Annotated in this window: 12 protein-coding genes; 5 read left to right on the forward strand and 7 right to left on the reverse strand. The window is 70.0% G+C overall.

What is annotated here, in order from left to right; translation table 11 throughout:
• Positions 1–21 precede the first annotated feature (21 nt).
• The 4 genes from D458_RS36980 to hisD all read right to left on the reverse strand — a co-directional run bounded on the left by D458_RS36980 (position 22) and on the right by hisD (position 3,483).
• On the reverse strand, positions 22–183 hold the full coding sequence (locus D458_RS36980; protein ID WP_017587265.1) for a hypothetical protein: 162 nt from the start codon (positions 181–183) through the stop codon (positions 22–24).
• Positions 184–777, reverse strand: a complete 594-nt coding sequence (gene hisB, locus D458_RS0113405; protein ID WP_017587266.1) for an imidazoleglycerol-phosphate dehydratase HisB — start codon at positions 775–777, stop codon at positions 184–186.
• A gap of 43 nt (positions 778–820) precedes the next feature.
• A complete protein-coding gene (locus D458_RS0113410; RefSeq protein ID WP_017587267.1) occupies positions 821–1,903 on the reverse strand; it encodes a histidinol-phosphate transaminase in 1,083 nt (360 codons plus the stop codon).
• 266 nt (positions 1,904–2,169) lie between these two features.
• A complete protein-coding gene (gene hisD, locus D458_RS0113415) occupies positions 2,170–3,483 on the reverse strand; it encodes a histidinol dehydrogenase (RefSeq protein WP_152521127.1) in 1,314 nt (437 codons plus the stop codon).
• A gap of 250 nt (positions 3,484–3,733) precedes the next feature.
• Between hisD and D458_RS0113420 the strand changes: the two genes are divergently transcribed.
• The 4 genes from D458_RS0113420 to D458_RS0113435 all read left to right on the forward strand — a co-directional run bounded on the left by D458_RS0113420 (position 3,734) and on the right by D458_RS0113435 (position 7,734).
• Positions 3,734–4,294 (forward strand): ferritin, encoded by a 561-nt coding sequence (locus D458_RS0113420; protein ID WP_017587269.1) that lies wholly within the window; start codon positions 3,734–3,736, stop codon positions 4,292–4,294.
• A 67-nt stretch (positions 4,295–4,361) separates the two neighbouring features.
• A complete protein-coding gene (locus D458_RS0113425; RefSeq protein WP_017587270.1) occupies positions 4,362–5,144 on the forward strand; it encodes an LON peptidase substrate-binding domain-containing protein in 783 nt (260 codons plus the stop codon).
• 93 nt (positions 5,145–5,237) lie between these two features.
• Complete coding sequence (gene ybaK, locus D458_RS0113430) at positions 5,238–5,720, forward strand: Cys-tRNA(Pro) deacylase (protein WP_193374613.1); 483 nt, start codon at positions 5,238–5,240, stop codon at positions 5,718–5,720.
• A 145-nt stretch (positions 5,721–5,865) separates the two neighbouring features.
• Positions 5,866–7,734 (forward strand): AMP-dependent synthetase/ligase, encoded by a 1,869-nt coding sequence (locus D458_RS0113435; protein ID WP_026119274.1) that lies wholly within the window; start codon positions 5,866–5,868, stop codon positions 7,732–7,734.
• 9 nt (positions 7,735–7,743) lie between these two features.
• Here D458_RS0113435 and D458_RS0113440 read toward each other — a convergent pair whose 3' ends face one another.
• Positions 7,744–8,508, reverse strand: a complete 765-nt coding sequence (locus D458_RS0113440; RefSeq protein ID WP_017587273.1) for a hypothetical protein — start codon at positions 8,506–8,508, stop codon at positions 7,744–7,746.
• A gap of 78 nt (positions 8,509–8,586) precedes the next feature.
• On the opposite strand from D458_RS0113440, the gene D458_RS0113445 reads away from it, so the two are divergent.
• Entirely contained in the window at positions 8,587–9,120 is a 534-nt protein-coding gene (locus tag D458_RS0113445; protein ID WP_017587274.1) for a DinB family protein, read from the forward strand.
• Between the two features lie 102 nt (positions 9,121–9,222).
• Here D458_RS0113445 and D458_RS0113450 read toward each other — a convergent pair whose 3' ends face one another.
• Positions 9,223–10,119 carry a PadR family transcriptional regulator gene (locus tag D458_RS0113450; protein ID WP_017587275.1) on the reverse strand — a complete coding sequence of 299 codons (897 nt, stop codon included), beginning with the start codon at positions 10,117–10,119 and terminating at the stop codon, positions 9,223–9,225.
• A gap of 168 nt (positions 10,120–10,287) precedes the next feature.
• Positions 10,288–13,851 (reverse strand): DNA polymerase III subunit alpha, encoded by a 3,564-nt coding sequence (gene dnaE / locus D458_RS0113455; RefSeq protein ID WP_017587276.1) that lies wholly within the window; start codon positions 13,849–13,851, stop codon positions 10,288–10,290.
• Positions 13,852–13,872: the final 21 nt, after the last annotated feature.

Consider the following 13,872-nt stretch of genomic DNA (forward strand, 5'->3'; position numbering starts at 1 on the left):
TCCAGACTAGGAGTAGCCGGGTTAGAAGTAACCCAGGCGCATGACACCGGAGACCACGGCGAGGGCCACACACGCGCCCAGGGCGGCGGCCAGGGCCCGGTTGATCTTCCACAGCGCGTAGACGCCTCCGGCGAGGAAGCCTCCGAGCACGAGGAGGAGCAGGCCCCACAGGTCGGTGTCCATCTACAGGACACCCTTGGTCGAGGGAACCCCCGTGACGCGCGGGTCGCTCTCGGTGGCCGCGCGCAGGGCGCGGGCGAACGCCTTGAACTGGGCCTCGACGATGTGGTGGGCGTTGCGGCCGTAGGGCACGTGGATGTGCAGGGCCACGCGGGCCTGGGCCACGAAGGACTCGAAGATGTGGCGGGTCATCGTGGTGTCGTAGTCGCGACCGATGATCGGGGCCATGCCCTCGGGCTCGGTGTGCACCAGGTAGGGGCGGCCGGAGACGTCGACGGTGACCTCGGCGAGGGCCTCGTCGAGGGGCACCTTGGCGTCGGCGAAGCGGCGGATGCCCGCCCGGTCGCCGAGCGCCTCGCGGAAGGCGGCGCCCAGGGCCAGGGCGGTGTCCTCCATGGTGTGGTGCGAGTCGATGTGCAGGTCGCCCTCGGTGCGCACGGTGAGGTCGAACAGCCCGTGCTTGGCGAGCTGGTCGAGCATGTGGTCGAAGAAGCCGACCCCGGTGGAGACGTCGGCGACGCCGGTGCCGTCCAGGTCGACCTCGACCAGGACCTTGGTTTCCTTGGTTGCGCGTTCGACGCGCCCGGTGCGGCTCATGGTGCCAGTCCTTCTCGGTGGTGCGGTGGTGGATCTGTGGTGGTTACCGGCCGATGGCCTTGAGGAGCGCCGTACGGAAGGCGGCCATCTCCTCGGGGGTGCCGACGGTGACGCGCAGCCATCCGGGCGGACCGACCTCGCGGATGAGGACCTGCTGGTCGAGCACGTCCTGCCAGACCCTGCTGCGGTCCTCGAACTCACCGAACAGGACGAAGTTGGCGTCGGAGTCGGCGACGGACAGGCCCTGCTCGCGCAGCCAGCTGACGAGGGAGTCGCGTTCGTCGCGCAGGTCGTCGACGGCCGCGAGGAGTTCGTCGGCGTGGTCCAGGGCGGTGAGGGCGACCGTCTGGGTGACGGCGGACAGGTGGTACGGCAGCCGGACCAGTTGGAGGGCATCGACCACGGCGGGGTGCGCGGCGAGGTAGCCCACGCGCGCGCCGGCCAGGGCGAAGGCCTTGGACATGGTGCGCGAGACGATCAGCCGGGGGTGATCCGAGAGCAGGGTCAGGGCGCTGGGAGTGCCCTCGCGGCGGAACTCGGCGTAGGCCTCGTCCACGACCACCACGCCGGGGGCGGCGCGGGCGATGCGCTCGATGTCGGCGATCTCCAGGGCGGTGCCGGTGGGGTTGTTGGGCGAGGTCAGGAAGATGACGCTGGGCCGGTGCTCGGCGATGGCGGCGAGCGCGGCGTCGACGTCGACACGGAAGTCGGCGTCGCGCGGCACGGACACCCAACCCGTTCCGGTGCCCCGGGAGATGATCGGGTGCATGGAGTAGGACGGTTCGAAGCCCATCGCCGTGCGGCCGGGACCGCCGAAGGCCTGGAGCAGCTGCTGGAGGATCTCGTTGGACCCGTTGGCCGCCCAGATGTGGGACGAGGTCAGGTCGTGGCCGAGGTAGGCGGCCAGCCCCTCACGCAGGCGGACCGCGTCGCGGTCGGGGTAGCGGTTGAGGCCCAGGGCGGTCTGGGCGACCGCCTCGGCCAGCGCCTCGGCCAGGCGCGGCGAGGGGGCGTGCGGGTTCTCGTTGGTGTTGAGGACCACCGGCACGTCCAGCTGGGGTGCGCCGTAGGGCGCGCGCCCGCGCAGATCGTCGCGCAGGGGCAGGTCGTTCAGAGTGAAGCTCACTGGTTTCACACTCGTGGTCGGTTGTGGCGGGGCGTACGTGCGGGACCCCTGTGACCACCGTGGTCACAGAGTGCCCCGGACACCTGCCCCGCGGGCGGTCGGCCTTCGGCTGTGTTGATCTGTGGCCTCCGCTTCGCTTCGGCCAGTGTTCGGGCGCCAAGAAGGGCAGGAACCTTCGGCGCCTACGGTGTGATGGCTCGTGCCTCGCAATCCCACCTCCGGCACCTCCAGAACCCTGCCGGCGCCCTCACGGCAACCCCCTCTGGCTAAGGTTTGGCCTCTTCTTCAGCATGGCCCGAGCGGGCGGCGACGGCTTCGCCGTGCGCGGGCAGGTCCTCGGCCTCGGCCAGGGTGATGACGTGATGGGCGACGTCGGCCAGCGCGTCACGGTCGTACTCCACGATGTGCACCCCGCGCAGGAAGGTCTGCACGCTCAGGCCGCCGCTGTGGCAGGCGCAGCCGCCGGTGGGCAGCACGTGGTTGGACCCCGCGGCGTAGTCGCCGAGGGAGACCGGGGAGTGGTCACCGACGAAGATCGCTCCGGCGTTGCGCACGCGCGCGGCCCGGGCCGGGGCGTCGGCCGTCATGATCTCCAGGTGTTCGGCCGCGTAGGCGTCGACGACGGCCAGGCCCTGTTCGAGGTCGTCGACCAGGACGATGCCGGACTGCGGACCGGACAGTGCCTGTCGGACGCGCTCGCTGTGCTTGGTGGCGGCGACGCGCGCGGTGAGGCGTTCGGTGACGGCTTCGGCCAGCGCCTCGTCCGGGGTGACCAGGACGGAGGCGGCGACGACGTCGTGCTCGGCCTGGCTGATGAGGTCGGCGGCGACGTAGTCGGGGTTCGCGGTGGAGTCGGCGAGGATCGCGATCTCGGTGGGGCCGGCCTCGGCGTCGATGCCGATGACCCCCTTGAGCAGGCGCTTGGCGGCGGCGACCCAGATGTTGCCGGGACCGGTGACCATGTCCACGCGTTCGCAGTCGTCCGTGCCGTAGGCGAACATCGCCACGGCCTGGGCGCCGCCGACCGCGTAGACCTCGTCGACGCCGAGCAGGGCGCAGGCGGCGAGGATGGTCGGGTGCGGCAGACCGCCGAAGTCCTTCTGGGGCGGCGAGGTGACCGCGAGGGAGGACACGCCCGCCTCCTGGGCGGGGACGACGTTCATGATGACGCTGGAGGGGTAGACGGCGCGGCCGCCCGGCACGTACAGGCCGACGCGGTTGACCGGGATCCACTTCTCGGTGACGGTGCCGCCGGGCACGACCTGGGTGGTGTGGGTCCGGCGCCGCTGCTCGCGGTGGACCTTGCGGGCGCGGCGGATGGACTCCTCCAGCGCGGCGCGCACGGCGGGGGCCAGCTCGGCGAGCGCGGTGTCGATGGCGTCCTTGGGGACGCGGATGTCGGTGAGCCGCACACCGTCGAAGCGCTCGGTGAGTTCGACCAGGGCCTCGGTTCCGCGATGGCGCACGTCCTCGCAGAGCGGCCGGACGCGTTCGGTGGCGTCCGCCACATCGATTTCGGCGCGCGGAAGAGCGTCGCGCGGGTCGCCTGAGGAGCCTCGGAGGTCGATTCGACTGATCACGGACCCAGTCTAGGGGGCGACACCCCATCCATGGGCAGTGACGTCCGGATGATGGACACCACACCCGTGCGACCGGCGTGAACCCCGCCTCGGCAGGCATGTGCGCACACTCCCCCACAAATACCCGGCATAAGCGTCACCTAAGTTTGGAACACCTAACCTAATGAAGCCAATGAAAGGCTTGCCTAACAAATTCAAGAGCCTTTAGTGGCGTTTCGCAATATGCTTTTGAATGCGTTATTGTGGTGACATGACTTCGAACAAGACCAGCGATAGCAGCCTTTCCAAGTTCCACCGCCTCCTGGTCGACCAGGTACGGCACGAGTTCACTGCCTCGCACCAGTACGTGGCGATCGCGGCCTGGTTCGACGACCAGGACCTGCCGCAGCTGGCCCGGGTCTTCTACGAGCAGTCGCTCGAGGAGCGCGACCACGCGATGATGATCGTGCGGTACCTGCTCGACAGCGACATCACGTTCGCCCTTCCGGGCGTGGACGAGATCGAGACCGACTTCGCCGTCCCCCGCGACCTGGTCGCCCTGGCCCTGCGCCAGGAGCGCGAGGTGAGCGACCAGTTCCAGCGCCTGGCCAGGGTCGCCCGCGACGAGGACGACTACACCGGCGAGCAGTTCCTCCAGTGGTTCATCCAGGAGCAGGTGGAGGAGGTCGCCAAGATGTCGACCCTCCTCAACGTCGTGGACCGCGCCAACGGCAACCTGTTCGACGTGGAGACCTTCGTCGCCCGCGACATGCCCAGCGAGGGCGACGGCAGCCAGGGCGCGCCCGGCACGGCCGGCCCCGCGGTGTCCTGACACCCGCACGATCCATCCCGCGGCCCGGCGGCGTACGCGCCCCCGGGCCGCGAGGCATACTGGGACCATGCCAGAGGCACTGCCGATCTTCCCGCTGAACACCGTGTTGTTCCCCGGCATGACGATCCCTCTCCACGTGTTCGAGCAGAGGTACCGTCGGCTGGTCTCCGAGCTGCTCGGACCGACCCTCGCCGGAGGTGAGGCGGGCGGCCGGGACCGCGGACCCGCCCGGTTCGGTGTCGTGTGGATCGAACTGGGGCACGAGGTGGCCAGCGAGTCCGGCCAGGGCGCGGGCGGCACGGACACCGGGGTGCCCAGCACCACCGGCTCCGGCACCCGCCCCTCCCTGCCCCTGGTCAGCGCGACCGGGTGCACGGCCGTGGTGCGGGACGTGCGCACCTACGAGGACGGCCGGTACGACCTGGTGGTCGAGGGCGGTACCCGGTTCACGATCACCGATCTGACCGAGGTGGACCCCTCCTCCCCCGACGACTACTCCACCGCGTCGGCCTCCCTCCTGCCCGAGGCCCTGGGCCCGGACGCCAAGGAACACGCCGAGCGGGTGCGTGACCTGTACGAGGTGTACCGGCAGCGGCTCTCCTCGATCGGGATGGCCCCGGAGACCTCGCGGGACCTGCCCCGCGACCCGGTCGGCCTGTCGCACGCGGTGGCGGCATCGATCGTGCTGGACTCGGCGGAGAAGCAGCGGCTGCTGGAGGCCGAGGACGCCGCGACCCGGCTGGCCGTGGCCGCCCGCTTCCTGCGCAGGGAGAACCGCATCGTGGCCGCCCCGGACCTGCCCAACCTCCCCGCGGGCCCCTTCCTCAACAACGGTGTCTCCTTCAACTAGGCACTCCCCGCACGGCTGGGCGCGCCTCCCGGGACGGTGGGAGTAGCCTGCCCGGAAGGTTGGAAGCAGCGAAGTGGAAAGCCCAGGTAACGCATGAGTGGAAAAGCCACGCCCGCGACCGTGGCCGCCGGCCGCACCAAGACCACCTACACCCTGCATCCCTACGAGGTGGAGGGTGGTGACGGCCACTCCTACGGGACCGACGCCGCCGACGCGATCGGGGTGCCCCGCGAGCAGGTGTTCAAGACGCTGGTGGCCGAGGTGGACGGCGTGTTCACCGTCGGAGTGGTCCCGGTCAGCGCGTCGCTCGACCTCAAGGCGCTGGCGGCGGCGGTCGGCGGCAAGCGCGCGACGATGGCCGACCCGGCCAGGGCCGAGAAGATCACCGGGTACGTCCGCGGCGGCATCAGCCCGCTGGGACAGCGCAAGCGACTACGCACGGTGATCGACTCCTCCGTCACCGGGCTGCGTTCGGTCTACGTCTCCGCCGGGCGCCGGGGCCTCCAGATGGAGCTGACTCCCAAGGACCTGATCGCGCTGACCGAGGCGGTCACCGCTCCCATCGGGGCGGACTGAGTCGGCCCCGCCCCGGAGGCGCGGGGGGAGATCCGGTCGTCCGCTCCTCGGACCCGGAGTCCCCTGCGCCACAGGGGTCGGTGGACCTCCACACATTCGCCCACGGAGTGTTGCCGCCCCCACTACCCAGGGGTAGCTTTGTGACATGGGCAACACTTCATCCCCCTTTAAGTCCGTTCCCGACATGTTCGCTTCCCGCGTCGCCGAATCCGGCGAGCGGGAAGCGTTCACCTATCCGGTCCCCTCCCCCACCGGAGGCAGCGAGAAGTGGGAGAGCCTCACCTGGAACCGGACCCGTGATCGCGTACGCGACCTGGCGCTGGGCCTCCACTCGCTGGGAGTGACCTCCCAGGCCCGCTGCGCGATCGCCTCCAGCACCCGCATCGAGTGGGTTCTGGCCGACCTCGCGATCCTGTGCGCGGGCGGGGCCTCCACCACGATCTACCCCACCTCCACGCCTCCCGACTGCGCCTTCATCGTCTCGGACTCCGGCAGCATGGTGGCCTTCGCCGAGAACGACGAGCAGGTCGCCAAGCTCGTCGAGCAGCGCGGCGCCATGCCCGGGCTCTCCAGGGTCATCGCCTTCGAGGGCGGGGCCGGGGGTGACGACGACTGGGTCATGGGCCTGGCCGAACTCGAGGCGCTCGGCGCCGAGCTGCACGCCGAGAAACCGGAGCTGTTCGACGAGCTGGTCTCCTCGGTCAGGGCCGAGCACCTGGCCACGCTGATCTACACCTCCGGCACCACCGGCCGCCCCAAGGGCGTGCGCCTGGACCACGCCAACTGGCTCTACGAGGCCGAGGCGCTCAAGGTCATGGGGGACGAGATGCGCGCCCAGGGCTGGGAGATGCTCGACGAGCACGACGTGCAGTACCTGTGGCTGCCGCTGGCCCACAGCTTCGGCAAGGTCATGCAGGTCGCCCAGTTGCGCATGGGCTTCGAGACCGCCATCGACGGCCGCGTCGACAGGATCGTGGACAACCTGGCCGTCGTGCGGCCGACCTTCATGGCGGCCGCCCCGCGGATCTTCGAGAAGGTGTACAACAAGGTCGTCATGCAGGCCAAGGAGGGCGGCCCGGCCAAGTACCGGATCTTCAGGTGGGCCGTCGGCGTGGGCGACAGGGTGGCCCGGCTGAAGGAGGACGGCAAGGAGCCCCGCGGTGTGCTGGCCGCCCAGTACAGGGTCGCCGACCGGCTGGTGTTCGGAAAGCTGCGCGCCCGCTTCGGTGACCGGCTGAAGTTCTTCGTGTCCGGCAGCGCTCCCCTGGCCCCCGAGATCGGCCGGTTCTTCTACGGCGCCGGGATCACCATCCTGGAGGGCTACGGTCTGACCGAGACCTCCGCCGGCGCCTTCCTCAACCGGCCCGGCGACGTCCGCTTCGGCAGCGTCGGTCTGCCCCTGCCCGGGACCGAGGTCAGGATCGCCGAGGACGGCGAGGTCCTGCTGCGCGGCGGCAGCGTCATGAGCGGTTACCACAATCTGTCCGGCGCCACCGAGGCCGTGCTCGACGAGGAGGGCTGGTTCGCCACCGGCGACATCGGTGTCCTGGAACACGGCCGCCTGCGGATCACCGACCGCAAGAAGGAACTGATCAAGACCGCGAGCGGCAAGTACGTGGCGCCGCAGGGGATCGAGAGCCGCTTCAAGTCGCTCTGCCCCTACGTGGGCAACCTGGTGGTGCACGGCGACCGCCGGCCCTACTGCGTGGCCCTGGTCACCCTGGACCCCGAGGCGATCGAGGTCTGGGCCGAGGCCAACGGCCTGGGCGCGCTGAACTACGGCGGCCTGACCAAGGAGCCCAAGGTCCGGGCGATGGTCCAGGAGGCCATCGACGAACTCAACAAGGACCTGCCCAGGCACGAGACCGTCAAGGACTTCGCCATCCTGCCGAGCGAGCTGACGGTGGAGCAGGGTGAGATCACGCCGAGCCTGAAGATGCGCCGCAGGGCGGTGGAGGAACGGTACAGCGACCTGCTCGAGGGCATGTACAAGGACTCCATCCAGTCCCTGTGAGGGGCGGGGTCAGCCCCGCGGCCCCTCCGGGCCGGGGCGCTCCCCCTCCGCCGCGACCGGCGGCTCCCACCCCTCCGGGTCGGGGGTCGCCGCCGTGCCGTGGGAAGCGGGCGCTGAGGCATCACCCGTGTGGGGACCGGAGGCGGGAGCCCCGGGGACCGGGTCACCGGAAACCGGTGTTCCGGTGACCGGGACGCCTGGGGCGGGCGCCTCGGCGCGGACGGGTTCGGGGACACCGGGCTGGTCGCCGCGCAGCAGGCTGAAGGCGTCCAGCAGCCCGTACTGGAGGATGTGCACGAAGGGCCACACGACCAGGAAAGCGGTGGCCTGGAGCTGGAGGGCAGCGACCACGGTGTCACCGGCGTCGGCGGCCAGAACCGTCTCCCGGGCCGACGCGTCCAGGGCGACGCCGATCCGCCAGAGCAGGACGGAGGCCGCGGCCGAACCCAGCGCCCCCGCGACCAGGCCGACCAGGCGCAGGTCCTCGAAGCGGCGCCGGGCCAGGGAGAACTGCACCATGTAGGTGACGTATCCGGTGACCAGACCGGCCACCGCGGTGATCACCGCGAAGTAGCCCTCGCCCGCGAAGACGGTCTCGGAGGCCCCGGTGAACACACCCCCGTCGGGCAGGACCACCACCTCGGGTCGCGGGGCGAGCCACCACCACAGCGGCCCCAGGAGGGCGCCCAGCAGGACCACTCCCCCGAGGAAGGCCGCGCCCACAGCGAGGCCGCGCCCCGCTCCCGACGCACCCGTGTCGCTCTGCTCCGCCATCGACCGCTCCTTCTCGTCGCCGCCCGGACCTGCCGAAAACCAGTGGATACCGGACATGACCCGAAGGAGAATACCGCCATGAGCGACAAGAGCAGTTCCCTGACCCGGTCCGAGCGTGTCGATCCTCCCATGGCCGCCGACGAGCGCACGATGCTCCTGGCCTGGCTGGACTGGCACCGGGCCACGGTGCACAGCAAATGCGCCGGTCTGGCCGCCGACCTCGCCTCGACCGCGCCGCTGCCGTCGTCACCGATGTCCACCATCGGCGGGATCGTGTCCCACCTGCGCTGGGTGGAGGCGTTCTGGTTCGAGGTGGTGATGCTCAACCAGCCCGACGTGGCGCCCTATTCGGCCGAGGACCCCGACGCGGAGTTCAGGCTCGGGGCGCAGCGCCCCCTGGACGAGCTCCTCGCCGAGTACGCCGCCCAGTGCGAACGCTCCCGGGAGATCACCTCCCACCTGGAGCTGGGCAACTCCTCGCGCAGGATCCCGGACCACCGGGGGCGGACGACCCTGCGCTGGGTCCTGATGCACATGGTCGAGGAGACCGCCCGGCACAACGGGCACCTGGACGTCCTCCGGGAGCTCGCGGACGGCGTGACCGGCGAGTAGCCGGCCGCGAACACCGGCTCTTCCGGAGCACGAGGGCCCGGGACGGCGTGTGTCCGTCCCGGGCCCCCGTGCTGTCCGGATCTGCCTGCGCGGCCCGGCCGCTCAGTCCTCGTCGGCGTCCGCCTCCGCTTCGGCGTCGGGGACACCGGTGCCCTCGGCGCCTTCATCGGCGAGGATCAGGTAGAGCCCCCGCCTGGTCTCGGCCAGGAGGCGCTTGGCCCGCTCCAGCTGCTCCGGGGTCCCGGCCTGGGCGACCTGGGACGCGGCGGCCGAGAGCTGGTAGGCCAGGGTGCTGATCTCCTCGTAGCGGGACCTGGCGTCGGCGTAGGCGTCGGCGCCCGCCTCCCACGGCGGGGTGAGGTCCGCGCCGTTCTCCTCGAGGTAGGCGATGCCCTCGTCGGTGAGCTGGTAGGGACGGCGGCGCCCCTCCCCCTCGATCTGGGCGACCAGGCCCTCGTCCTCCAGCTGCTGGAGCATGGGGTAGACGGAGCCGGGGCTGGGGCGCCAGGCCCCGCCGCTGCGCTCGCGGCCCTCGCGGATGATCTCGTAGCCGCTGCGCGGTTCCTCGGCCAGGAGCATGAGGATCCCGGTGCGCACGTCACCGCGCCGGGCCCGGGTGCCGCCGCGCCGGTGTCCGCGCCGGCCGTGCCCGCCCCCGAAGGGGCCACCCGGCCCGAAGGGGCCTCCGGGGCCGAACGGGCCTCCGGGGCCCATCGGCCCTCCGGGACCGAACGGCCCGTCCTGCCCGAAGAGGCCGTCGTCCCCCTCCCACGGCGGCCGGGGCGGCCCCTGCCCGGGTGGGGGCGGCGGGGGCGGCGGGGGCGGCGGAGGGCTGAAGCCGTCCCACCGGGGTCCCTGCCGGTCGTGGTCGTCGTGCCCGTGCCGCGGGCCCCGGTGTGCGTCGGGGGTGTCGGTGGGCCGCCAGGACCAGGGCGGTCGGGGGCGCTCGGTGCGCCGCCCGCCCCAGGGCCAGGGGCCGGGAAGTGCCATCGCGGTCATGTCGTTCTCCTTCGCATCGATCGATATCCAGTGATACCGATAGTTCACGACTGTCATCTCGTGAACCGATAGCTCAAAGATATATCGCTAACTTGGTCTCGACAAGGGCGGAGACGGAAAAATCCCCGTGCGCGGTGCCGCACACGGGGATTTCCGGAGGTCAGAGGATCAGTAGTCGACCGCGTACGCCCCCAGCAGACTCTTCATCTCACCGTTGAACTCCGGCGAGATCCGCACCGAGTAGCGGTCCACCGCGTAGATCCGGGAGCGCACCGGGTTGTCCACCCGGATGCGCACGGGGGTGTCGCCCTTGTGGGTGCTCAGCACCTGGCGCAGGTCGTCGATGAGCTCGGGGTTCAGGCGCTCCTCCGCGACCGACAGCAGCACCGGCGGCTCGCCCTCGGTGATGTGCGAGATGTCCAGGATCGACATCTCCGAGGCGAACATCGAGAAGGTCCCGTCCCGGTCGTTGAGCCGCCCCTTGACCGTGACCGCGGTGTCCTCGAGCAGGGCCTCCACGTACAGCGGATAGGTCTTGGGGAAGAACAGGACCTCCATGGAGGCGTCCAGGTCCTCCACCGTGGCGATCGCCCACTGGTTGCCCGCCTTGTTGGTGCGCTTGTCCACCTTGGAGATCAGACCGGAGATGCGCACCTCCCCGCGCTCGCGGGCCAGGTCGCCGGCCACGATCTGCGCGATCGAGGTGTCCCGGGAGCGGGCCAGGACCCGCTCGGCGCCGGCCAGGGGGTGGCTGGACACGTACAGGCCCAGCATCTCCCGCTCGAAGGCCAGCTTGGTCTTGCGGTCCCACTCCTCGTCACCCCACTGGATGTTGAGGCCGATGGGGGTCGAGTCGCCGTCGTCGTCCCCGCCTCCGAACAGGTCGAACTGGCCGTTGGCCTCCTGCTTCTTCGAGCTGATCATGCCCTCGACCGCGGTCTCGTGGTGGCGGTAGAGCTCCCGCCGGGGCTGGCCCAGCGAGTCGAACCCGCCCGCCTTGACCAGCGACTCGATCACCCGCTTGTTGCAGGCCGCCAGCTCGATCTTGGAGAGGAAGTCGGTGAAGGAGGTGTACTTGCCCTTCTCCGTGCGGGTCTTGACGACCGAGTTCACGACGTTGGCGCCCACGTTGCGCACCGCGCCCATGCCGAAGCGGATGTCCTTGCCGACCGGGGTGAAGCGCAGACCGGACTCGTTGACGTCCGGCGGCAGCACCTTGATGCCCTGGGTCCGGCACTCGGCCAGGTAGACCGCCATCTTGTCCTTGTCGTCACTGACCGAGGTCAGCAGCGCGGCCATGTAGGCGGCCGGGTAGTTGGCCTTGAGGTAGGCGGTCCAGTAGGAGACCAGCGCGTACCCGGCTGCGTGCGACTTGTTGAACGCGTAGCCCGCGAACGGGAGCATGACGTCCCACAGGGCCTGGACGGCCTCCTTGGAGAAGCCGCGCTTCATCGCGCCGGGGAAGAACTTGGCCTCCTCCTCCTCCAGGGCCTCCTTCTTCTTCTTGCCCATCGCGCGCCGCATCAGGTCGGCGCCGCCCAGCGTGTACCCGGCCAGCTGCTGGGCGATGGCCATGATCTGCTCCTGGTACACGAGCAGGTGGAAGGTCTCCCCCAGGATCGGTTCCAGAGCGTCCTTGAGCTCGGGGTGGATCGGGGTGACCTCCTGGCGCCCGTTCGAGCGGTCGGCGTAGTCGTTGTGCGCGTTGGCCGCCATCGGGCCGGGACGGTACAGCGACAGGACGGCCGCGATGTCACCGAACTTCTTCGGTTCCATCCGCTTGAGCAGGTTGCGCATGGCGCCGCCGTCCAGCTGGAACACGCCCAGGGTGTCGCCCCTGGAGAGCAGCTGGTAGGTCTTCTTGTCGTCGAGCGGGAGCTTCGCGAGGTCGATGTCGGTCCCCTCGGCCTCCTTGATGCTCTTGACCGCGTCATCCATGATCGTCAGGTTGCGCAGGCCCAGGAAGTCCATCTTGAGCAGACCCATCTCCTCGCACTGAGGATAGGGAAAGCCGGTGATGATGGCGCCGTCGGAGTCGCGCTTGTGCAGCGGGATGACGTCGAGCAGGGGTTCCTTGGACAGGATGACGCCCGCCGCGTGCACACCGGTGCCGCGGGTCAGGCCCTCGATACCGCGCGCGGTCTCCATGACCTTGGCGACCTGGGGGTCGTTGTCGACCAGACTGCGCAGCTCGGTGGTCTCGCCGTAGCGCTCGTTCTCGGTGTTGAACACCGCGTCGAGCGGGATCTCCTTGCCGCCGACCGCCGCCGGGAAGGCCTTGGTGATCTGGTCGCCCACCGAGTAGGGCATGCCCAGGATGCGGGTGGAGTCCTTCACCGCGGCCTTGGCCTTGATGGTGCCGAAGGTGAGGATCTGCGCCACCCGCTCCTCGCCGTACAGGCGGGTGACGTACTCGATCATCTCGCCGCGCCTGCGCTCGTCGAAGTCGAGGTCGACATCGGGCATGGACACGCGTTCGGGGTTGAGGAACCGCTCGAACAGCAGACCGTGCTCCAGCGGGTCCAGGTCGGTGATGCCCAGGACGTAGGCGATCATCGACCCCGCCGCCGAACCGCGGCCCGGGCCCAGCGCGATCCCGCTCTTGCGGGCGTACTGGCAGATGTCGGCGGTCACGAGGAAGTAGGCGGGGAAGCCCATCTCGTTGATGATGCCGAGTTCGAACTCCACCCGCCGGCGGACCTCGTCGCTCGTCCCGTCCGGGTAGCGGGTGGGGAGGAGGCGCTCGACCTCCTTGGCCAGCCAGGAGGCCTGCGTCTCGCCCTCCGGGATGGGGAACTCCGGCATCAGGTCGCGGTGGGCGAAGACCTCGTCGTAGGCGTGGGGGTCGATCCGCTCCGCGACGAGCAGGGTGTTCTTGCAGCCCTCGGCCCACTCGTCGAAGTTGAGCAGCCCGCGCATCTCGTCCGCGGTCTTGAGGTAGTAGCCCGATCCGTTGAACCGGAACCGGGTCGGGTCGTCCAGGTTCTTGCCCACGCCCACGGCCAGCAGGGCGTCGTGCGCCGAGGCCTGGGACTCGTACACGTAGTGGGAGTCGTTCGTGACCAGCGGCGGGATGTCCAGCTCACGGCCGACCTTGAGCAGGCCGTCGCGGACCTCCTTCTCGATCGGCACGCCGTGGTCCATCAGCTCCAGGAAGACGTTCTCCCTGCCGAAGATGTCCTGCAGACCGGCGGCGTACTCGATCGCCTCCTTCTCCTGGCCCAGCCGCAGGCGGGTCTGCACACCGCCGGACGGGCAGCCGGTGGAGACGATGATGCCCTCGTTGTACTGCTGCATCAGCTCCAGGTCCATCCGGGGCTTCATGTAGTAGCCCTCGGCGGAGGCCAGGGAGGACATCCGGAAGAGGTTGCGCAGACCCTGGGCGTTCTGGGCGAGCATGGTCATGTGCAGGTAGCGGCCGCCGCCCGAGATGTCCTTGCCGCCCTCGGCCGAGGCGTCGTCGGAGGTGTTGGACCGCCCCCAGAAGACGCGTTTCTTGTGGAAGCGCGACTCCGGCGCGACGTAGGCCTCGATACCGATGATGGGGGTCACGCCCGAGCCCTTGGACTGCTGGTAGAACTCGTAGGCCCCGAACATGTTGCCGTGGTCGGTCATGGCCACGGCCGGCATCTCCAGCCGCGCGGCTTCCTTGAACAAGGGCTTCAACTTCGCCGCCCCGTCGAGCATCGAGTACTCGGTGTGGACGTGCAGATGAGCGAAGGAGTCGGCCATGACGCGGGTGCCCCCAGGCGG

The sequence above is a fragment of the Nocardiopsis ganjiahuensis DSM 45031 genome, from assembly GCF_000341085.1.
Classification (GTDB): Bacteria; Actinomycetota; Actinomycetes; order Streptosporangiales; family Streptosporangiaceae; genus Nocardiopsis; species Nocardiopsis ganjiahuensis.

What these genes read in the sequence shown, in the direction of transcription:
- D458_RS36980 (WP_017587265.1), bottom strand. Translation starts at nt 183, where the DNA reads ATGGACACCGACCTGTGGGGCCTGCTCCTCCTCGTGCTCGGAGGCTTC.
- hisB (WP_017587266.1), bottom strand. Translation starts at nt 777, where the DNA reads ATGAGCCGCACCGGGCGCGTCGAACGCGCAACCAAGGAAACCAAGGTC.
- D458_RS0113420 (WP_017587269.1), top strand. Translation starts at nt 3,734, where the DNA reads ATGACTTCGAACAAGACCAGCGATAGCAGCCTTTCCAAGTTCCACCGC.
- D458_RS0113425 (WP_017587270.1), top strand. Translation starts at nt 4,362, where the DNA reads ATGCCAGAGGCACTGCCGATCTTCCCGCTGAACACCGTGTTGTTCCCC.
- ybaK (WP_193374613.1), top strand. Translation starts at nt 5,238, where the DNA reads ATGAGTGGAAAAGCCACGCCCGCGACCGTGGCCGCCGGCCGCACCAAG.
- D458_RS0113435 (WP_026119274.1), top strand. Translation starts at nt 5,866, where the DNA reads ATGGGCAACACTTCATCCCCCTTTAAGTCCGTTCCCGACATGTTCGCT.
- D458_RS0113440 (WP_017587273.1), bottom strand. Translation starts at nt 8,508, where the DNA reads ATGGCGGAGCAGAGCGACACGGGTGCGTCGGGAGCGGGGCGCGGCCTC.
- D458_RS0113445 (WP_017587274.1), top strand. Translation starts at nt 8,587, where the DNA reads ATGAGCGACAAGAGCAGTTCCCTGACCCGGTCCGAGCGTGTCGATCCT.
- D458_RS0113450 (WP_017587275.1), bottom strand. Translation starts at nt 10,119, where the DNA reads ATGACCGCGATGGCACTTCCCGGCCCCTGGCCCTGGGGCGGGCGGCGC.
- dnaE (WP_017587276.1), bottom strand. Translation starts at nt 13,851, where the DNA reads ATGGCCGACTCCTTCGCTCATCTGCACGTCCACACCGAGTACTCGATG.